This is a genomic window from Shewanella cutis (genome assembly GCF_022410515.1).
In the GTDB taxonomy this organism is placed as follows: Bacteria; Pseudomonadota; Gammaproteobacteria; order Enterobacterales; family Shewanellaceae; genus Shewanella; species Shewanella cutis.
Map to the genome: position 1 here is coordinate 125872 of NZ_JACSDI010000007.1, position 19870 is coordinate 145741.

Below are 19870 nucleotides of genomic sequence, written 5' to 3' on the forward strand. Positions count from 1 at the left end.
CGCCGTGAATGAGTGTTTAGTGGGGTATGGATTAAGCGGCTTTGTTAGCGCCTAGTACGATGGCTTTGTAAACCTCAAAACAGGCTTTAGTGTCGGCCATGGCGCTGTGAGCGTTTTCGAGTTTTTTGCCTGTCAGCTTTTCATAGCAGGTGGCTAAGTCGGTATTCTTGCCGCCAAACTGTTTTTGATACATGCGAATGGTGCATTCAAAGTTATCTTTATTAGCCCAAGCCTCTTGGGTGGCTTCATCGCTATAGCGCTTGGTGGCAATGCGGATAATGCGCTGGTCAAAGGTTTTGTTGTGGGCAATACGCAACGCGCCTTGCGCCATTTCTAGGAGCTGCGCTAACGCATCTTGCTCTGGAATGCCTTCATCCATGGCGCGTTCGGTGGTGATACCGTGGATTGCAGCCACTTCATCGGGGATAATCCAGCCGTTTGGCTTGATGATCACATCGAGCTCTTTAACGATTTCAAACTTATCGTTAACCAGCAGTGCGGCTAACTGTACAAGGTGAGGCTGGTGATCTGCTTCGCTGGGGGATTTCCAGTCTGGCAAACCTGTGGTTTCTGTGTCGAAGGGTAGAATTAAAGACATAGATATTCCTTGGCGGCTATGGCGCCGCCATATTAAGGGTTAAAAGGGGAAAGAGGGTTTAGGAGACTTCGCCGGTTTCGGGGTTGACTGCGGTAAAATCGCGTTGCTTAGTGGTAAACAGTTTGCCTAGGCTTTTACGTTGCTCGGCGCTAATCTGGCCTGTACCAACTGCGCTTTTTATGGCCTCACCAACCTCTAGCAATTCATCCATGCAAGTGCAGTCTTGCAGCGACCACTCGAGCTTTTCACCAAGGTTTGGCAATTGCGCTGGCTCATGATCCATCACCGCTTGTTCATTAGCGACTGCCGCACCGCTTAACACTTGATTTAAGCGTGAGTCGGCGCGCTTTTCTGGCTGCGGGGTAATGTCGCGCTCTGGCGGTAAGTCTTGCGCCTCAACATCGAGCCAGATACCACGCAGGCGGTCGGCGTAGGCATCACGGCCAGCAAATCCCAGTGCGCGCCATTGTTGCATGCGCTTGGTGTACTGTGTCCACGGGCCTTGCTTGCCAAGTAAGCCAGCTTGTTTGGCATCTTCAAGGCTGAATGAGCCGTTAAACTCCACAACTGCGCCAGACGCTAAGCGACGCTTGATTAGACAGTGCGCAGTGTCGTTTTCGTACCATTCTTTAAACTCGACCAAATCAGGCGAGCCAATAATGAGCGCGCGGAACGCATCACCCCAAACCGATGGGCGCCCGTTAATCACTGCAATATTTTGCAGCGATTGTAGCGGTTGAAATCCAAGCTCTGCGCCCATTGCCATAGCGATAACAATATCGTTTGGCTTGCGCTGGTAGTTTTTAGGCACCATTTCAGATTGCGACAGCATTTCAGCAATTTGAAAGGCTTCTTGAAAGTTTGCCGGAACCAGAAAGCGGTTAGGCTGTTCTGGCTCGACTTTTTTAAGCTGAGTGCTATTGCTGATCATGATGCTGCTGCCTCTGTGGTATTGATAAACTGAACACGATGGACTGCGGCGCTGCCTAACTGTCCATCGTCCTTTAGATAAATCGCAACACTGAAAGGCACTACTCCGTTTTCAAATTCTTCGTAGTCAGTACCTAAGCCTAAGAATGTCGCTTCAAAAACTGGGTCTTTGATGAATCCGCTTACTTTTATGCGATTAGCAAATGGCAGTACCATGCCAACTGCAGCGGCGCCATATTTACCTTTGAAAAGAGTTATCTTTTCTTGTGCTTGTTTTGCATCTATTAGGTAGGATTCAAAACAAATCTGCTCTCCATCAGGCCCGTCACGTTCAAATACAGGCGTAAACATTGGAAACACTAGCTTGCTACTCATGCTGCACGCTCCATATTGATGGTGTTACTTTCGGAAAACTCGTTTTCAAGCGCATCAAGCTCTTGCGCTTCAAAGGCGTTGAGGCCAACTGTTACCGCGACGTCGGTGTACGCTGGCCAGACGTTGTGCTCCATGCAGCGTTTAAGCTCGCGCATGGCTTTGCGGTACTTGAGATAACCGAGGCGCTTAACATCGGCATCGAGTATCACAGGCGCGGTGATTACAAACGGGCGGCTTGACTCGACAACCAAAAAGGCAAATTCATCGGCACCAGCCACATCGGTATAAAGCGCATCTTGAATGTGGTAGCCAAGCTTTTTGGCTTTGGCACCAAAGAAGCGCGGATCTGCACTTGCATCACTCTTAAGGTCGATAATCAGCGAACCTATCATGTAGTCTGGTCGGCATTTGATAATCAGGCCTGTTTCAACGTCGCGGGTGAAGATGCTGCGTTCTGCTACGCCGCCAGTTGTTAGCGCCTTAGCTTTGGGGTTTGACTCAAGCGATTTGCGCAAGATAGGGATATCGTCCCACTGGTCAGCGGTAAGTACCACTTGGCCTGCGCTATCAGCGGCGGCTTTAAAGTCATCCCACGCGTTGCTGCGGCGCACTTTGATTGAGTCAGGTTGGCGCACGTAGCTTGAGGTGAACAACCAAGGTTGAAGGAAGGTGGTATGCACAGCCTTACCAAAATCAAAGTAGGCTTTCTCCGGATCCGGAATGATTTTGGCAATGTACTTGGCGTGGTACTTTTGTGAACACTCAATAAACAGCTTGAGCTTGCTTGAGCTAACGCCGATTGCGCCGTGGTAAATGTCATCGGGTAAGTCGTCGATGATTAAGCGCTCACCTGGCACTAACTGTTCTAAGCGCGCGTTTAGTGATTCAATGGTCCACGGTTTTGGCGCAAAGGCGGCGAAAGGGTCATCATCTTCGATTGAAGCGTTTGGATCAGGGCTAAGCGCGTCTGCATACAGACCTTTATCGTGGTCAATTAAATCGTCGTATTTGACCGCTTCAACCGTATCAACAACAGCTTGCGACTCAACTAGCGTGCAGCGACTTTCTATATTGCGGCGAAAGTGGCGACGGTTGTAACCCTCGGCGGCAAGGTTGGTTTCTGCTTGGCGTTCTGCGTCCGCCAGGCTATCGACCTCAATGCAGTAAGTAATACTGCAAGTCCCTTTTGGCGCGCTCGCCATTGGGTTAAAGGTCATTTTAAAGAGCTTGCTCATGGCTAATATTCCTCATCAAGATCAAACCAATTGCATTCAGCGCAGTGAAGCACTTTGCTTACACAGTGATTGCAAGGTGGGCAAACGTGACAATTGCAATAACTGTCACTATCAGGATTTTTAAATTCGAGACTGCCTACGCCACACTCTGGACATAAACTACCTTCTTCTAGCTGCGCGTCGCTCATGCTGCATCCTCCATGCTATCCAAGTGCGCTTGAACCAAGTCAGGCGCTATCGCATTGGCTAAGCGGGTAATTTCGGCATCAACTAACACGTTGATACCGTGCGGATTGCCGTACAGATAAGCGATTTTCAAGGCTTCTTTAATGCCATCGTTATCGAGTACGGTTTCGATAATGGTGTCTAGGTCGTGTCCTTCCACGGCAATACCTCGCTGCAGTTGGTTTTCAATCCACTCGGCTTTAGCGTCTATCGCTTCGGCCTTGGCGCTATCGAGCGCGATTGAGCGTGATAGCTGGGAAGCAAGGTAATCACCTGCTGCGTTGGCGTTGGTTAACATGGCAGTGCTCCCGTTAAGTCAATCCGATAAACACCGCGGCGCCGTTCTTTGCGCTCAATGTAGTTAACTGTGCGGTCAGTGGTATTGATGGCGTGCTGAACTGGTCCACCAATCTTTGCAATGCGAGCGCGGCCTAAGCAGCTGATCCGCAGCGTGCCGATAGCGGTTAGCTTGTCGTCGATGTAGTGATACAGATAGCCAGTGAACTGGCAGAAGTGCATATCAAACGCATCGCTGAGTGGGCCGATTAAGCTGTGCTGCTCGATTGATTCGAGACAGTTTTTAACCGCGCTATCGTTCATTGCGTCGCCATTTTTGCTAGCGAGCAGCGCAACGGTTAGCGCGTAAAGCAGTTGGTTTTCATAAACCGAATAGCGGTCGTCCATAAGTCCTCCTTGATAGGCTTTATCAAAGCCTTTCGATGAAAATCTTTGATAAAACGTTGCCGGTTACGTCATCCGGCGGCCTGAACCCGTCCTCTGCCGCAATCTTGCCGCTAATAACTGGTGCGCGACTTTCAGGCGTTCGCGCTGCTTTACCAGTGGGCCCTTGTTTATTAACCCTAACCAGATCCAAAGCTGGCTCGAGAACTACGCTCGACTCGGGGCGCAGTCATAACCTGCGCTTGTAAGTGGCCGCTTCTAACGGCTAGTTAGTCACATGGGCTTGTCCTCTGTTGGTATGCCTACTGACGCCGCAGGCTGGCTTGTAAGTCGCATTGGTGAAGGTGACTGACTGGCGCTCATTTCCAGTTACCTAAAGGGTGGTGCCTATAGCGCCACTGTTGGCTCAGTAGGTAGTCGAGTCTTACTATTCAGTCACCTTCCCAATGCAACCTGATTTAACAGGTGCATGGTGTTCTTACCTCACCGCCAGAACTGGGCGGGGCTATACACATATTTGGGTCATGCTCGCAGTAAAACCGTTCAGTACCTGTTCTTATGGGCTCTTCCCACTCAAACAGTCCGGTCGCCAATAGCGGTGTATAGGTCTGTTTACGCGGATTACTATCCTCCGCCGCGTGATCCTCGGAGTGACCTAGTCCGCTCTAGGCGGGTTTAGTCGTTCATGGGCCAGTCTGTTAAAGAGCGTTGCTGAAACAAAACTCAGCAAAAGTTGCGATAACGAAACTTTAGGCGTGTGAGAAAACATTGTCAAGAAAAACTTTCCTAAACGAAACTTTGTTGCTAGTATTAAATTGCCGCAAAGCGGCTATGTACTTATTTTTAATAACGGAGTTTCTATGCAAGTTAATCAAAGTGGTATTAGTGGCGCCTATGCCGCGCAATCTGGTAACATCGCAGCAACAAAAAACATTGAAGACTCGGCGCAAGCTGATAAAGTAGACAGTTACACTGTGCAGACAGATACAGTAACCATCTCTCAAGCCGCTTTAGATGCGGCCGCGAGTGATACTGAAACACAGGGTAACGGTTCTGGCACCGAGCCACCGTTGGTTGGTACTGATGGAAATGGCAGCGGCACTGAGCCTCCATTAGTAGAAACTCAAGGGAACGGCTCGGGAACTGAGCCACCAAAGGCGAATTAATATAGTCAAGGAGTGACGCCATGAGCTGGCAGGAATTAGCCTATAAAATTGATGATGCCGAAACGCTGATATCATTCACGCTGCTTTGCATATCATTTTTTCTTTATAGAGTTACATCGACAAATATCTCATTAGCTATTTGGGTGTTAGCTAATTTCGTAATGGAAAGACTCGCAGAGGTTATGCTTGATGTAGCCAAAACGGATACAGAACTTATACGCCAGCTCTGGTATTTATCGTTTGTTATCATTGATACTATTTGCGTTTGGTCAATTTATTTATCACATAGAAAATTAAGAATTAGTTTTGATAAATTTAGCGTTTTTATTTGCTTTTCTTTTACCACCATGGCTGTGATTCAGCTTGTTAGATATACAGATAGAATCATCTTTGAAACTGAATATTTTGCTGTCATTTACAAGTATGGCATTCTGTCTCTAAGTATGGCGCCAATGGTTCTAATGGCTTTAATGCTTTCATTTTCAATCATTAATTTTCGCCACGCACAGGAATAAGAAATGGACCTTCAAATGACACACTACTGGACTCTATTCGTTATGATCATCTTTGTTTTAGCCTGCTTAATAGCCTATAGGCAAGTGAAGCTATCTAACATTAGATCAATGAACGAGGCCAGAGCTCACTCGCTAATTATGGAACGGAGCCAAATAGATAGAATGAAACCGTCTGATAAACAGATACAAGCGCTCAAAAGCTGGAAAGCAAAAGTCGCACAGTATGCTAAAGATTATGAAAATAGCAGCGAGTTTTGTGATAAACAAAGCTCAATAAAACTGGTGGTTAATAACGATTAAAAGAGCATTTGAATAGTTTAAAGCCGCTATACAGCGGCTTTTTCTTTTGTGTCAGACAGGAGATTTGGAAAGTTCTTTTTAACCGATGACGTCATAAAGTCGCTAACAACTTGAGCTGGTACATCTTGCTTTACGTCTAACCAATTCATATCGATTAAATCAAACAGTATTTCTTTGAATAAATCATTTAGATCATCTTGAGTTAACTTTTGCGATACCGCGCTTTCACCTTGGAAAAAGTTAGGTATGAATATTTCATGATCATTAAAGCTTGGTTCAAGCCTCTTGATTACAATGATCAACGAGTCCACTTTAGACAGCAAGAAGTCGTGCTTTATATTGAAAAGCCTAGACATGAATGTCTTGTTTATATCAAGACCAGCTTCCTCTGACATGCGCGCTAAGTCTGCGGCCCTGATGCCGTGCTTGATAAGCAAATCAGCCACATTGTTAGCAACTACGTCGACTAACATAAGTTCCTCTCAAGCGTACAAACTGAATGAATTAATGATTCTTTATTATAATACCCTAAGTTTCGTAAACGCAAGAAACAGCTAGGCAATATACTTATAAACCACCAAATAAGTAACTATTTCACCGCATTACATTCCAAAAAAATCTCAATAAATCTGAATCATACAGACTTTCTGCAATTGTTTTACTCCTTAAAAGCATATATCTAGTTGCGAATATGAAACTTTATAAGCTATCATCACTCGTAAAGTTTCTTTAGTGAAATGATATTGGAGTGATAGATGACTGACTTTAAAGAACAGTTGAAAAAAATGCTTGAGAAACCAGGTGAGTTGAATGCTTTCTGCGTAAAGCATGACCTCAGCTTTAACTACGTTTACCGAGTCGCAAAAGGGATCATCCCTGAGCCTTCATTTAGCAAGGCTACTGCAATCCAAGCAGCGCTGAATAAAGAAGGTGCTGAGTCTGTAGAACAAGCTGAGTCACTGGCTGGCTAATCATGGATAAAAGAACAAATCACCAATTTGAACAACCTGAGGTGATTGCACATTACGCGCAGTTACGCCAGACAGGTAAGAAAGGGTACACGCTGACGGCATCCATAGGACAGCCAGCGCGTATCACCCATAAAGATATCAAGGCGTATTGGAAGCCTAAGTTTGATTACTACTATCGCGTCGAAAATATGATGACGTTATTGCATCGGCGCGTGCTGCACCTTATCTGGCTGCGTTGCTATTTACATATCGAGATTCAGACGATTAAGCCATATGACGCGATTGCTCACTTCGACAAGCGGGTGTCATTCGAACGGAAAGAAGCCCAATTCGTCTTGTTCCGGTGGCTCACGATTGTATTTAAGGCACATTAAATGAAGCCATTCCTCATCTTCTGGCCTAAAGCCGTCGTGGTTAGCAGCGACACATATATCGCAGAGCATCATGCCGTACCTGTGGTTTTTAGTCAGGTGATATTTGTGGTTGCCATAGCTCTGCTGCTGCCCACATTTTTCACAGTTAATTTTGTGCTCTTGTCCCATTGCATTCCCTTACTTATTTCCTTTTTTGGACTGTTAACTTTAGCAGTTATTCACCCCTTATCAAGGGGTTTTAAAGGTGGTTCGAAGGGGCTTCGAAGGGGCTTAGCAAGGGGTATAAGAACCCCTTATGAAGGGGTGTTTTATGCGTGAATATAGCGTGGTTAAGCCTCATTTTTGGATCGGTAAAACTGGCAAGGAATTACGTGGTAAACCTGAGGCGCAACTCCTAGCGATGTACTTAATGACCAGTCCGCACAGTACGATGATTGGCGTTTTTCATTGTCCAATCATGTACATGGCTTACGAGACTGGGTTGAGTATCGAAGGGGCTTCGAAGGGGCTTGCAAGCCTCTTAGAAGGGGGGTTTTGCACCTTTGACGCGGCTACTGACACAGTGTTCGTTAAGAACATGCTCAAGTTTCAGGTTGGCGAGAATTTAAGCCCTAAAGATAACCGAGTAAAAGCGATTAAAAGGGAGTTTGGCGAACTACCAGAAAGCAAAGCAAAACAAGAGTTTGCTGGACTTTACTGGGAGGTGTTAGGGCTAGAAAAGCCCGTGAAAAACACAAGCCCCTCAGAAGCCCCTTGCAAGCCCCTTCGAAGCCAAGATCAAGAACATGATCATGAACAGGAACAAACAGCAGCGCAAATCGCAAAAAGCGCGATTGGCTTGCCGCTGCTAGGTGGTAGTTTCTTCGCTATCAAGCCGGAACAGCTAGAGCGGTTCAAAGAACTCTATCCGAACATAGACAGCGAGCAAGAGCTGAGGAACATGATTGGCTGGTTTGATGCCAATCCTGAAAAGCTCAAACCTAAAACGGCAATCTTGCAGTTTGTGAATACGTGGCTTGCTAATCGCCAAACCGATTTTTTGAACTCAAATCGGGCATTGGATGACTTGGACGACACAAGCTGGGCGAATGGTTTGGTTATACCTGACATGGAGTATCACCAATGAACGGACCATTAGCGCTAAGCCAACTGCAAAGCCGTGCGATTGAGTATATCAACGAGCAGCAAGCACAAAGCCCATCGGTGCAGCTTGGTCCTAACAGCCCTGTGGCGCATATCGTAAACGAAGTGCTTAAGCGCTTGATTGCAGTCAAGCCAGCGCACAAGCAGGCACTGTCAGCCAGAGGCGCTGTTGCAGAATGGAAGAAGTCTTGGACGATTGCATTTGCACAACATGGCATCAGAACGCTTGAGCAAATCGAACTCGGCATTAAGCGCGCTCAGTTAGACCCAAGCCCGTTTATGCCAAGCTCAGGCCAATTTATCCAGTGGTGCAATCCAAGCGAGTTATCCGATGTCGATGTGCTTGAGGCATTCAATCGGATGATTGAGCGCAAGAAGCCACTGACTGACGTAGAGCACGCTGCACGTCTTAAGTGCGCGTACCAATGCCGCAATCAACTTCCGCAAGACAAAGCTTTGGCGCTATTCACTTCACACATGCGTGCATACAGCGCAAAGCAAGCGCGCGGCGAGTTTATCCCAAGCCGCGATACCAAGTTACTTGAACGCAAAGGCCAGCCTCGCCAATTCAATCAGGATTTTGAAGCGCAGATCGGCAAGCGCGTAGCGAGAACGTCGATTGAAATTCGTGTGCTCAAGGTGCAGTTGAAAGCCAAACGCCGCGAAGCGTTTAGACGACGTAAAGCCAACAGTCGCTTAAGGACTATGAGCCATGGCTAGACCGCTTAAAGCATTACCCGATGATGCGCCAGATATGTACGCATTCGTGAATGCGCCTAAGGCGGCGAATGATGAACCCAGTTTAAACGAGTTAGCAAGGCGAGTTGAGCACGTTAGGCCGATTAGGCAATACCCGCTGTTTTATCACTGTCGAGGTGGCGATTCTGATAAGAAATTTGTTTTAAGCCGAATGCGTTGGATACCAGACAACTTAAAACACTGGGCATCACTCGAGTTTGAAAGACTGTTTTCAGAGGGTGGGCGAGAAGGTCGCTACAACGCCAAAAAGTTTCTACACGATTTAGCCAGCAGCTACAGGGGAATGTGAAATGTTAATTATCGGTATCGACCCAGATTTACAAGCTAGCGGCGTCGCCATCGTGATCCGCAACAAAATTAGCTCGATGCAGAAAATGCCGTTTCCTGAGTTGATTGAGTACATCACAACACTCGCAGCGGATAACGAAATCATCGTCAAGCTGGAAGATGTAAACGCCTGGGCAGGTGTGAAGCACAGAGCAGGAACAGGGCCAGCAGCGATGCGCAAAATCTCGCAGAACGTCGGCCAAGTGAAAGCGACTGCAAGCCTCATCAAAGAAATGCTCAATAGCAAGGGCATTGACGTGCAGTTGGTTAAACCGCTTAAGGGCGAAGTGAAGATGATGGCGAAAAAAAATCACGTCTACTTTTGCAAGCTAACGGGCTGGCAAGGTGGGCGCACTAACGAAGATACGCGCGATGCTGCGTTAATCGCGCTACACGGATAACAGATAACGGATAAGGGGAAAGTTATGTCAAGAGGCGTTAACAAAGTCATTTTGGTTGGACACTTAGGGCAAGACCCAGAAGTGAAGTATTTGCCGTCAGGAAATGCAGTGGCCAACATCAGTTTAGCAACTAGCGAAAGCTGGAAGGACCAGCAAGGGCAACAGCAAGAGCGCACAGAATGGCACCGTGTAACGATGTTTGGAAAGCTAGCCGAAATTACCGGAGAGTATCTGCGCAAAGGCTCACAGGTTTATATCGAGGGCAAGCTGCAAACGCGTAAGTGGCAAGCGCAAGATGGCTCAGACCGCTATACAACTGAAATCGTGGTCGATATGCACGGCTCAATGCAAATGCTTGGCTCAAAACCAACTGGGCAGTCTCAAGCGCAAGGTCAAGGGCAGGGCAATAGCGGTTATCAAGACCCTGCGCACCAACAGCAATACCGCGCACCTGCGCAGCAATCGGCACCAGCGTATCAACCAAAGCAGCAGAATGCTTATTCCCCAAGTCAACAGCCATCACAACGGCCTGCGCCACAACAAAGACCGGCACCAACTCCACAGCAGCAATATCAGCAACAACCGCAGCAGAATTTTACGCCTGACCTCGATGAAGGGTGGGATGATGATATTCCGTTTTAATTTATTGATTTAAAAGGTTATTTTGTTTTGAGTGAAAGAGCGCGCGGTGAGAAGGCGCTAAGACTTGTCGAGACTTTGGAGAACAACGCATGTGCGTATCGATTGAAAGATTGTTTTGTTTAACGTCGCAGCAAGCGATAAGCATAGCGCCAGTCGCAGCCGGTAAGGGCATCTTTAGCCGCGAAGATGCTGCAGGCGTGATTGCCATGGTGCAGCACGTTAACCCGATTGGGGTGAAAGTGCTCGAGGCCAAGATTGGTGGCAATCACAACAGCGGCGCAGAGTTGGCTTATGCGCTAACCGCGACATTTGAGGCGCGAAACGTTCATCCAAAAGCAGCTAAGGCGCTGGCGTTTATGGCGGTGACAGAGGTTTGCAGTGCGCACCGTTGCCCCAAGTGTAATGGCGTTGGCTCGATTGATGCGCGTTTGCGCCCTTGTCGCGCGTGTCAAGGTTCTGGGATTAAAAACGTTCGTACCGTTAAGCAGATGGCAGCGCAGTTTAACGCGCTATCAGGCTTGAAAATCAGCGAGCAGCAATTCAGCCAGATTTATTACGACGTTTACATGGAAGCGATCGACGAGCTGTATCAGCAAGAAGGCGAAGCGGCGAAGTATGCGTCCAAGGTTTTAAGAATGGTTGAAGCGGAAAGCGAGGTGGTTAATGGATGAGAATATCGTGATTATCGGGCCAATTGGCGTTGGCAAGTCAATGCTGAGCAGGGCGTTAATGACGTTACAGCTAAGAAATGCGGTGGTAACCGTGGCTGATATTAGCGACATAAAGCCTGAACACGGTGAGATTACAGGGGTTTTTCTTGGTGATCCTGTTCAACCATATAAGCCGTACGTAATGGTCGATGACAGATTTAAGAGCCGCAACAAATCAGACCGCAAGCGCAACCGCGCTAACCGCTGGAGGTAGGTATGAGCAGATTCGATTTAATGGCTGACACAGTGAAAAAGATTTGTGAGTCACTGCGTAACGAGCCTGAGAAGTGGGTTTTTGAAACGCATACGTTTTATCACGTCAATTCACCACGAGTTACCTATTGGCGTACTAATCCAAATCTATCTATCACCGATGTTTGGGACGGGCATGCCTTGCACACGGTTTTCTCTAAAGAACAAGGCCGAGAAATTCAGTTGTCGTTAATAAAAGCCCGTGAGTCACAAGCTAACGACAAGATGAAAATGGTCATCGAGGCGATGCAGAGAACCGATGATCAGCATCCTATGGTGGAAATTAAGCTTGAACCTGTTGAGTCAATTGAAATTAAACGTCCTTGGTGGAAATTCTGGGGGTAAATATGCAATTTTTATCAATTATCGGCTGGTTTGGCTGCTTCCTGTTTTGCCTTTGGATTAGCATTCTGTGCTTCGTAACGACGTTTGGCGGTTTAAATGAAGGGTTATTTTCTAAGTCTTTCAGGTATCGGTTATTGGGCGCGTTCTATTGGGTTTTAGTTTCCTGCGCTTGGGCTTTTTGCTTTTCGTTTTTAACCATCAAGATTGGGTGACAGCATGAGCAGCTACACAGAAACGCCAGAAGAACGAGAAGCATTCGAGTTGCTATCGCGTCGTCAACGTGAAGGTCACGAGTGCAGCAATCGCCAAGCGAAGATTAACACCATGGCCGCGATTGCGCGCCAATGCCCTACGACCAGCATTGAGGGGATTTGCGCGCTGTTGGTCGATGCGGGTTATGAAATTAAAGCTAATTGCTCACTTAACTGATAAATTTTGAAGGTGATTTATGGATAGCAAAGAAAGGCTCAAACTACTTAACGCTCGTGTCGGTGAAATCAAAAACGCCATCCTTGAGATGAAATTGGTCGACGTGACGACTGCTGAATGTGATGCTGCATCAAGAGAAATCGTTGGCATTTATCTTGATGATTATGGTGCGAATTTGAAAATGCTTTCGGCGTGGCTTTATGCTCAGTCACGCCGTGGCTCAATGATACTAGACGAGGCTATCACTCACCTGAACAATCTTCCGCTTGGCCTGCGCATTGCTGATCTGCAACGCGCAGAAGTGCTGAAAGCTGAGCCAGAACTCGCGGCAGATTTCGAACAGGTTGAAAGTGCAGAAAAGTCACTCGAGCGGCTTTGCGACGAGTATGAAGAAAGCGTATGTGCAGGCAAACAATCGATTGAAGCCCAAGCTTACATCATGGCTCTCGAGGATTTAGTTAGCGAGCTGCAGGGTAAGTCGTTTGCTGATAGCTCTAGGATTGGGCAATTGACGGTTGAGAATGCGGCACTTAAGCAGAGATTGCAGGGCATGGTTACGTATCGACCTTAAATTACTGTTGACATAGAAATCCGAGGGTATATGATTTTTCTATCCTGTGATTAGTGCGCTTATCGCTCACGTCACATCAAAGCCATCATTCGGGGTGGCTTTTGTGTTTATTGCAAGCTTAAGTTGTTATAATGGCTAGCGTGAACAAAATTCATGAGTAAATGCTTCAAGGCACTTGGTATAAATATTCTGTTCAGATTTGTTAAGTTGGCAGAGTGGCTATGCATCCGTGACGATGGCTTAAGAGCGCTAACCACCAATAGTCATTGCGCAATGCACTCGGTGGAAGTGAACGGATTACATCGGTTCGATTCCGGTACTTAACACCCATTTTATTATGAAACACATTAAAGCCTCAGCATCCGCTGGGGCTTTTTTGTTTCTGGACTCCGAGGACTCCGTGATGATTAAGACCGTTACCTCCGCAATGATTGAGGCGTTACTCGCCACTGTCGAATGCAAGACCCACATTGTCGAAGGAACGACGACAACCGTAGCAGTTGCCTTGCTGCCTATCGGTGATTCTATGTTCACCTTATCCACGGCAATTAGCGGCTGCGCCGATCCGCGCAAGTTTAACGCAGACCTTGGTGCTAAGTACGCTATTGAAAAAGTTATGGCGCAAGCCAAAGAAAAACTTTTGGAGCTGGAAGGTTATTGCCTTTCTAAAGAAGTCAATGGAATTGCTCCGGTTACTGATTATGTAGACCGCATAATCATTGAGTACAACGAGCTAATGGCTAAGCTGGTCAAGTTGAATGGGTTTATCGAAAGCGACAAATTTAAGTCGTTAGATAGTCGCGTTCGCTTACTGTTGAGCCGTCAATCTGCTGCAATGGAAGATTATATCGAGTGCTTGCATTGGCGCCTAAAAGATTGCGGCTGCATCAGATTCAACGGCGCTAACTGGCCTGAGTTGGTTGAAAAGTTTGGCGGTGGTGAAGTGGTTGGCGATCAATTCGTCACGCCTGCCGGTGATTCTTACGCGCCAGGTATGTGGGTGAAGTGATGTCCAAAATCCGCGCCTTCCTTCTCGCTGCTGGCTTTTCTGGTGCAGTGGTGACGGGAGGCGTTTTTATTGCGCAACACGAAGGTTTAGAGCTGGGCACTTACGTTGATCCAGTTGGCATTGTAACCGCGTGCTTTGGTCAGACTGGGCCAGAGTTGGAATTAGGCCAGCGCTTTAGCGAGCAAGAATGTCTAGCGATGCTAGCTGATGATCTGGAAGTGTTTGACCGCCAGTTAGCCAATCTAGTGCGCGTGCCCATTACGGATAGCGAGCGCGCGGCGTATCTCAGTTTTATGTACAACGTTGGCGCGCAGAATTTTAGCGACTCGACGTTAAGAAAGAAGTTGCTGCGTGGCGACCGTGTTGGCGCGTGCAATGAATTGCCTAAGTGGGTTTATGCCAAAGGCAAAAAGCTACAAGGGCTTGTTAATCGCCGTGAAGCAGAACGGCGATTGTGCTTAAAGGAGCTTACCCATGTTTCAAACCATTAAAGATAACTTTGCGATGGCGGTGATTGCCTTGCTAACTATTGCCGTGATTGTGAGCGGCGCTATGTGGGCAGTAACGGCAGGCCAGTTATCTGCAGCGAACACCAGCTTAACCAATGAAATTGCGGCCAAGGCCGTGATTCAAACCGATTTGGACAACGCAACAGTGCAGCTTAAAGCTGCTGAGGTTGAGAAGGAGCGATTGCGGCTGGATGCTGCGCTTACTGCTAAAACGCTCACTGTGCGCGAGCAAGGCCGCGATGCGGTTGATAGTGAGTTAGTCAGTACACAAACCAAAGCCAAGGCAGTGATTGAGGATTCGACTGATGACATTGTTAAAGCATGGGCTGTTGCTAGTGTGCCTGTTGAGCTTAATCGGTTGCTCGAATACTCCGCCAATTGTGCGCACGGTGACAGTAACGCAAACGGTTTATGTACTGCCTCCGCCGGAACTCATGAGCGAATGCGTGATCCCCAAGTACATGGTCCAAACAAACCTGCAACTTTTTAACTACTCGGTATCACTCTTAGGCGCAATCAAGCGATGCAATATCGACTGGAGAGCGCTGAAAGACTGGCGAGAGGCAAAGGCAAATGAACAATCTACATCAACCCATTAGTGACATGAGTTCGCAAAAAGCGACTGCAGCGGCCAGTTATGGCGCATCTATCACTACTGCAGCAGGAGGCGCTTTTACTGTGAACGACTTGGCGCTATGGGGTGGATTATTTCTGGCATTGCTGACGTTCATCGTCAACTTAGTTTATAACGCGCGAAAGGATAAGCGCGAGGCTGAGCTTACTCGGCTTGAATCTGAGTTAGCCAAGGCGCGTTTAGCTAAAGAGTTGAGCGGTAAATGACGAATAAAGCTAACGAAGATAGCAAACCCAAAAAAGCTAAATTTGATTGGAGCTATCACAAATACACGGATATGGAACGCAAGTTTATTGCCGAGTATCTGATTGATCAAAGCAAAACCAATGCGATGATCCGCGCTGGCTCCAAGGCCAAAGAGCCAAAGAAAACAGGTTGGGAGATGTACAACCGTCCACATGTAAAATATGCAATTGACTGGCATATCAATAATCTATTTGAGATTGCTGGCGTTACAGTTGAGCGCATTATTCGAGAGGTTGCTGTCGTCGCCTTTGCGGACATGGAGGGCATCTACAACGAGGACGGCAGCGTTAAAGCGTTTAACGAATGGCCTGAGCATTGTCGCCGTGCCTGTGCTGGTATGGAGATTGACGAGCTATTTGAAGGCGTGGGTGATGACCGTGAACAAGTCGGATTTACCAAGAAGTTTAAGCAATGGGACAAGATGAAAGCCCTTGAATTGCTTGGTAAGTACCACAAGATTTGGACGGATAAAGTGGAAGTGAGCGAGCGGCCTAAAGTGGTTGTTCGTCGCTATACCGGAAGAAATAAGGCTAAGGCACAGGAGGAGTAACAGCGTGTGTCAGAGCAAACAACTTATGAATTCCATGTCGCTGCTCAGGGCGATGTTCTTGAGCAGTATATTACAGCTCGAGGCCGTAACACTTTCATCATGGGCCCTATCGGTTCCGGTAAGACTTACGGCAGCGCCATGCGCGTATTTGACCAGATGTGCGAACAAGCGCCCAATTCGTTTGGCGTTCGTAAATCGCGTTTCGTTGCGGTGCGTAACACCTATCCTGATCTCAAGGGTACAACGATTAAGGACTGGTGCGACCTATATCACAACGAGGACTGCCAGCTAGGGAAGTTTAACCAAGACTTCCCGCCGACCCATTACCTAGATTTTGATCTGGAAGATGGCACCCGAGTAAAGGCTGAGCTGGTTTTCTTGGCGCTCGATAGACCCGATGCAGTGCGTAAGCTAAGGGGTTTGCAGGTAACAGGGTTTTGGCTGAACGAAGTTAAAGAGTTATCGAAGGCCATTGTCGATATGTGCGACGGTCGTCATGGTCGCTATCCAAGCGCGGCAGAAGGTGGTCCCAGTTGGCACGGGATGATAGGGGATACCAACGCCCCAGATGATGATCACTGGTATTACGAGTTAGCAGAAGAAAGCCATCCAGAAGGGTGGCTTTTTTTACGCCAGCCAGGTGGTGTTATCGAGGTGACTGTCGGTAAGGGTGAACATGCGGTCACTAAATGGATTGCCAACCCAAATGCAGAAAACCTCGCCAACCTGCCGGATGGATACTACATCAATCAGGTGCAAGGTAAAGCTGATGACTGGATCAAGATTAACCTTGCAAACCAGTACGGCACAGTTGCGACAGGCCAGCCAATTTATAAGGGCCAGTGGAATGATGTTTTACACATCAACAATAACAAGCTGTTACCCATTAAGTCGCACGGTGATTTGCTAATAGGCTTCGACTTTGGTCGGACACCAGCTGCGATTATTGGGCATCTAACGCCACTCGGTAAGTTGCGCGTTCTGCGCGAGTACGTTAGCGAAAACATGGGCGTGCGCAGCTTTATGGATTTCCTTGTCCCTGAGCTTAAGCGCGAGTTCCCCGCCTACAGCAAAGCCGATATGCAGGCGTTTTGCGACCCGTCAGGCTGGGGTAAATCGGGCAACGATGAAAACAGCCCGATTGAAATAATCAATATGGAATACGGCATCACCGCTTACGCGACAACATCCAATAAACCGGAGAATCGCTGGGAGGCGGTGCGCTTCTTCTTAACCAAAAAAATCGATAACCAATGCGCCTTTGAAATGAGCGCCGACTGTAAAACCCTGCGCAAAGGGTTTAACGGTGGCTATCAGCTGCGCCGTATTCAAGTGGCTGGCGATGCGCGTTACACCAGCGTTGCCGATAAGAACAAATACTCGCATCCACACGATGCGCTGCAGTACCTCGCCCAAGGCGCGCAAGGCGAAGTTGATTATGAGCGCACAGAGCAACTTAGACAGACATCAGAACAAACCGCAGCAGCGGATTCGTTAACCGGCTATTAGTGAGATAACAAATGTCAGACGAGCAAAAAGGCGCAAATCCTAAAGCTTACGGCCATGATTATGATCAAAATTCTAATTTGGACATTCTGGCCCAAGAGCTTGAGCGCAAACTATCTGACACTATTTATCAACGCGGCAATATCGATGTGCGCATGGTTGAGGATTTACGCAACTATCACGGCCAGTACGATCAAGTCACGCTTGAGGCAATGAATAAGAATGAAACCGCTAAGGTTTTCATTAAGTTAACCCGCGCTAAAACTAATGCTGGCGAGGCGCAGTTAGTTGATTTGCTGTTCCCAAATGACGATAAGAACTGGGGGATCAAGCCAACGCCTGTGCCTGAGCTGGTCGAAATGCTCGAGGATAAAGAGACGCCTTTCGAGCTAAACGGCGAGCAATATCAAGACGAGCAAGGAAACGTAATATCTAACGCTGATGTGGCCGCACGCAAGCAAGAAAAGATTAATGCCGCGTGCGACAAAATGGAAAAGCTGATTAGCGATCAGCTTGTCGAAACTAAGTACAACGCCAAATGCCGCGAAGTGATTCACGATGCTTGCACTGTTGGTACGGGCATCATTAAAGGGCCAGTTGTACTTGGTAAAACTGACCGCGCTTACACCAAAGATGAAAGCGGTAACTTTGTAGTCACGATTAACCAAAAGTTTCAACCGGGCTGCGAAGTGGTGCGCCCGTGGGACTTTTACCCTGATATGTCGGCGTCAACGATTGAAGAAGCAGAGTTCGTATTTGAGCGCCGCTTTATGAGCAAGAAGCAGATCCGCGGCTTAGTTAATCGTAAAGGGTTCCCAAAGGAGCAAGTTGCCAAAGTGCTGCAAATGCGCTCAATGCAGACGCAGCACAGAAGCACTTATATGGACGACGTGCGCATTCTTGCAGGGCTGAGCGATTCGCTAAACGATACCCGCTATGAAACGTGGGAGTATCACGGTCCTGTTTCGCGCCAAGTGCTGGAAGAATTAAAGATTCTTGAGCCTATCGACCCTGAAAACGAGATTGACGCACAAGACGAATACGATGCAGTGGTGTTTTACTGTGGCGGCATTGTGCTGGGGGCCAAGCTTGCGCTAATGGATTACAGCCAAGATATGCCGTACCGCGTGTACAACTGGGAGTTAGACGACTCAAGCGTGTTTGGTTACGGCATCCCGCGCATGGTGCGTGACGAACAAGCAATTATTAACACCACTTGGCGGATGATCCTCGACAATGGCGCGATTACCTCTGGCCCTCAAATCGGCGTCAATAAAAAGCTAGTTAAGCCGCAAGATGGCGTGTGGAACTTAAAGCCGCGTAAGTTTTGGAATATTGAGGGAGCAGCACAAGATATTAAGCAAGCGTTTACCACCTTTGAATTTGATTCACACATTGACGAGCTAAGCCAGATTTACCAAACCGCGCGCATTCTGTTTGATGAAGTATCAGGCGTGCCAATGCTGCAGCAAGGCGAGCAAGGGCAATCGACGCAAACCCTCGGCGGTATGTCAATGCTGATGAATGCCGCTAACACAGTGCGACGTAATCAAGTTAAGCAGTGGGATGACTTTATCACCGCGCCGCTTATCAGTGACTTCTATCACTTCAACATGATGCACAGCGAAGATAACGACGTGAAAGGCGACTATCAAATTGACGCTCGCGGAACGTCAGCGTTACTCATTAAAGAACAAGTCGGCCAAGCACTAACCAACTTTATCAATATTGCTGGTAATAGCCCGATATTCGCGCCGGTGCTGCAGCTTAAATCAGTACAGATCCTCAAGCAGTGGGCTAAGACGCAATCACTTCCTGATGAAATCATTCCAACTGACGAAGAACTGGCTCAGTATCAAAAGCAGATGGAAGAACAGCAGGCGCAAGGTCAGCAAGACCCCGCTATGCAGCTTGAGCAAATGCGTTTGCAGCAAGTGCAGATTAAAGCCGATATGGATATGCAGCTTGCGCAGTTTAACGCCCAGCAGCGTATGCAAGAAAAGCAAGCCGAACTGCAAATGAAGCAACAGCAAATTGCCGCTGATATGCAACGCCAAGAGTCGCAAGAGCGCATTGAACTAATGAAGCTGGCGCAGAACGATAAGTTAAATACTGAAAAGCTTATGGTTGAATTGCAGAAGGTAAAAAGCCGCTCAGCGCTTGAATGGGATAAGTTTATTGCCGAAAGCAACATGAAGTTAAACCAAGGTTTAACCGCAAACTACGGACTTGAATAATGCTTAATGTGAATAGTGAGTCATGGCAAGCGGTTAAAAAGCGCTTACTGAAAGATCGAGAAGAATTACTCGAGTCACTGATTAACGATATGAGCGAAATTGCCACGGCAAAGATACGTGGAAAAATCGAAATGATTGATGAAATTATCCGCTTATATCCTAACGATTTGAAGAAACAAGCACAGGCCGCTGACGAATAGCGGCCTTTTTTATACCTCATTTTTAACTAA

General features: G+C 47.5%; 30 protein-coding genes. 23 read left to right on the top strand and 7 right to left on the bottom strand.

Annotated features, from left to right (window positions below; translation table 11 throughout):
- Positions 1-31: 31 nt before the first annotated feature.
- From H9J30_RS11795 to H9J30_RS11820, 6 genes are all read right to left on the bottom strand, one after another.
- Positions 32-598: a 3'-5' exonuclease gene (locus tag H9J30_RS11795; RefSeq protein WP_240131205.1), complete on the bottom strand. Its 567-nt coding sequence runs from the start codon at positions 596-598 to the stop codon at positions 32-34.
- Between the two features lie 58 nt (positions 599-656).
- Positions 657-1529 (bottom strand): hypothetical protein, encoded by an 873-nt coding sequence (locus H9J30_RS11800; protein WP_240131206.1) that lies wholly within the window; start codon positions 1527-1529, stop codon positions 657-659.
- Positions 1526-1903 carry a hypothetical protein gene (locus H9J30_RS11805; RefSeq protein ID WP_240131207.1) on the bottom strand — a complete coding sequence of 126 codons (378 nt, stop codon included), beginning with the start codon at positions 1901-1903 and terminating at the stop codon, positions 1526-1528. Before H9J30_RS11805 ends, H9J30_RS11800 begins: the two co-directional genes overlap by 4 nt.
- The gene (locus tag H9J30_RS11810) at positions 1900-3138 is read right to left on the bottom strand and encodes a PD-(D/E)XK nuclease-like domain-containing protein (RefSeq protein ID WP_240131208.1); all 1239 of its coding nucleotides are present in this window, start codon (positions 3136-3138) and stop codon (positions 1900-1902) included. The genes H9J30_RS11805 and H9J30_RS11810 overlap by 4 nt, the downstream gene beginning before the upstream one ends.
- 184 nt (positions 3139-3322) lie before the next feature.
- A complete protein-coding gene (locus H9J30_RS11815) occupies positions 3323-3661 on the bottom strand; it encodes a hypothetical protein (protein WP_240131209.1) in 339 nt (112 codons plus the stop codon).
- On the bottom strand, positions 3655-4047 hold the full coding sequence (locus H9J30_RS11820; protein WP_240131210.1) for a hypothetical protein: 393 nt from the start codon (positions 4045-4047) through the stop codon (positions 3655-3657). Before H9J30_RS11820 ends, H9J30_RS11815 begins: the two co-directional genes overlap by 7 nt.
- An 857-nt stretch (positions 4048-4904) precedes the next feature.
- Between H9J30_RS11820 and H9J30_RS11825 the strand changes: the two genes are divergently transcribed.
- The 3 genes from H9J30_RS11825 to H9J30_RS11835 are packed head-to-tail and all read left to right on the top strand — an operon-like array spanning position 4905 to position 6025.
- Positions 4905-5210 (top strand): hypothetical protein, encoded by a 306-nt coding sequence (locus H9J30_RS11825; RefSeq protein ID WP_240131211.1) that lies wholly within the window; start codon positions 4905-4907, stop codon positions 5208-5210.
- 20 nt (positions 5211-5230) lie between these two features.
- Complete coding sequence (locus H9J30_RS11830) at positions 5231-5725, top strand: hypothetical protein (protein ID WP_240131212.1); 495 nt, start codon at positions 5231-5233, stop codon at positions 5723-5725.
- A gap of 3 nt (positions 5726-5728) precedes the next feature.
- On the top strand, positions 5729-6025 hold the full coding sequence (locus H9J30_RS11835) for a hypothetical protein (protein WP_240131213.1): 297 nt from the start codon (positions 5729-5731) through the stop codon (positions 6023-6025).
- 26 nt (positions 6026-6051) lie between these two features.
- On the opposite strand, the gene H9J30_RS11840 is transcribed toward H9J30_RS11835, so the two are convergent.
- Positions 6052-6498, bottom strand: a complete 447-nt coding sequence (locus H9J30_RS11840; protein WP_240131214.1) for a hypothetical protein — start codon at positions 6496-6498, stop codon at positions 6052-6054.
- Positions 6499-6780: 282 nt separating this feature from the next.
- On the opposite strand from H9J30_RS11840, the gene H9J30_RS11845 reads away from it, so the two are divergent.
- From H9J30_RS11845 to H9J30_RS11940, 20 genes are all read left to right on the top strand, one after another.
- A complete protein-coding gene (locus tag H9J30_RS11845) occupies positions 6781-6996 on the top strand; it encodes a hypothetical protein (RefSeq protein ID WP_240131215.1) in 216 nt (71 codons plus the stop codon).
- A 2-nt stretch (positions 6997-6998) separates the two neighbouring features.
- Positions 6999-7370: a hypothetical protein gene (locus H9J30_RS11850; protein WP_240131216.1), complete on the top strand. Its 372-nt coding sequence runs from the start codon at positions 6999-7001 to the stop codon at positions 7368-7370.
- 310 nt (positions 7371-7680) lie between these two features.
- On the top strand, positions 7681-8496 hold the full coding sequence (locus H9J30_RS11855) for a hypothetical protein (RefSeq protein WP_240131217.1): 816 nt from the start codon (positions 7681-7683) through the stop codon (positions 8494-8496).
- Positions 8493-9233, top strand: coding sequence for a replication protein P (locus H9J30_RS11860; protein WP_240131218.1), 741 nt, complete (start codon positions 8493-8495; stop codon positions 9231-9233). The genes H9J30_RS11855 and H9J30_RS11860 overlap by 4 nt, the downstream gene beginning before the upstream one ends.
- Positions 9226-9561, top strand: a complete 336-nt coding sequence (locus H9J30_RS11865; protein ID WP_240131219.1) for a hypothetical protein — start codon at positions 9226-9228, stop codon at positions 9559-9561. Before H9J30_RS11860 ends, H9J30_RS11865 begins: the two co-directional genes overlap by 8 nt.
- Position 9562: 1 nt before the next feature.
- Positions 9563-10000, top strand: a complete 438-nt coding sequence (locus H9J30_RS11870) for a hypothetical protein (RefSeq protein WP_240131220.1) — start codon at positions 9563-9565, stop codon at positions 9998-10000.
- 24 nt (positions 10001-10024) lie between these two features.
- A complete protein-coding gene (gene ssb / locus H9J30_RS11875; protein WP_240131221.1) occupies positions 10025-10642 on the top strand; it encodes a single-stranded DNA-binding protein in 618 nt (205 codons plus the stop codon).
- An 89-nt stretch (positions 10643-10731) separates the two neighbouring features.
- Complete coding sequence (locus tag H9J30_RS11880) at positions 10732-11313, top strand: hypothetical protein (protein WP_240131222.1); 582 nt, start codon at positions 10732-10734, stop codon at positions 11311-11313.
- Complete coding sequence (locus tag H9J30_RS11885; RefSeq protein ID WP_240131223.1) at positions 11306-11566, top strand: hypothetical protein; 261 nt, start codon at positions 11306-11308, stop codon at positions 11564-11566. The genes H9J30_RS11880 and H9J30_RS11885 overlap by 8 nt, the downstream gene beginning before the upstream one ends.
- Before the next feature lie 2 nt (positions 11567-11568).
- Positions 11569-11949 carry a hypothetical protein gene (locus H9J30_RS11890; protein WP_240131224.1) on the top strand — a complete coding sequence of 127 codons (381 nt, stop codon included), beginning with the start codon at positions 11569-11571 and terminating at the stop codon, positions 11947-11949.
- 216 nt (positions 11950-12165) lie between these two features.
- The gene (locus tag H9J30_RS11895) at positions 12166-12378 is read left to right on the top strand and encodes a hypothetical protein (protein WP_240131225.1); all 213 of its coding nucleotides are present in this window, start codon (positions 12166-12168) and stop codon (positions 12376-12378) included.
- A 19-nt stretch (positions 12379-12397) separates the two neighbouring features.
- Complete coding sequence (locus tag H9J30_RS11900; protein WP_240131226.1) at positions 12398-12949, top strand: hypothetical protein; 552 nt, start codon at positions 12398-12400, stop codon at positions 12947-12949.
- Positions 12950-13352: 403 nt separating this feature from the next.
- Positions 13353-13958: a Gp49 family protein gene (locus H9J30_RS11905; protein WP_240131227.1), complete on the top strand. Its 606-nt coding sequence runs from the start codon at positions 13353-13355 to the stop codon at positions 13956-13958.
- Positions 13958-14449 (top strand): lysozyme, encoded by a 492-nt coding sequence (locus tag H9J30_RS11910; RefSeq protein ID WP_240131228.1) that lies wholly within the window; start codon positions 13958-13960, stop codon positions 14447-14449. Before H9J30_RS11905 ends, H9J30_RS11910 begins: the two co-directional genes overlap by 1 nt.
- A 323-nt stretch (positions 14450-14772) precedes the next feature.
- Positions 14773-15066 (top strand): Rz1-like lysis system protein LysC, encoded by a 294-nt coding sequence (gene lysC / locus H9J30_RS21750; RefSeq protein WP_427915913.1) that lies wholly within the window; start codon positions 14773-14775, stop codon positions 15064-15066.
- A complete protein-coding gene (locus H9J30_RS11920; RefSeq protein ID WP_240131230.1) occupies positions 15041-15307 on the top strand; it encodes an HP1 family phage holin in 267 nt (88 codons plus the stop codon). The genes lysC and H9J30_RS11920 overlap by 26 nt, the downstream gene beginning before the upstream one ends.
- A complete protein-coding gene (locus H9J30_RS11925; RefSeq protein ID WP_240131231.1) occupies positions 15304-15897 on the top strand; it encodes a terminase small subunit in 594 nt (197 codons plus the stop codon). The genes H9J30_RS11920 and H9J30_RS11925 overlap by 4 nt, the downstream gene beginning before the upstream one ends.
- A gap of 6 nt (positions 15898-15903) precedes the next feature.
- Positions 15904-17406: a hypothetical protein gene (locus tag H9J30_RS11930; protein WP_240131232.1), complete on the top strand. Its 1503-nt coding sequence runs from the start codon at positions 15904-15906 to the stop codon at positions 17404-17406.
- Positions 17407-17417: 11 nt separating this feature from the next.
- Positions 17418-19640, top strand: coding sequence for a portal protein (locus H9J30_RS11935; RefSeq protein ID WP_240131233.1), 2223 nt, complete (start codon positions 17418-17420; stop codon positions 19638-19640).
- The gene (locus tag H9J30_RS11940; protein WP_240131234.1) at positions 19640-19840 is read left to right on the top strand and encodes a hypothetical protein; all 201 of its coding nucleotides are present in this window, start codon (positions 19640-19642) and stop codon (positions 19838-19840) included. The genes H9J30_RS11935 and H9J30_RS11940 overlap by 1 nt, the downstream gene beginning before the upstream one ends.
- The last annotated feature ends 30 nt before the right edge of the window (positions 19841-19870 follow it).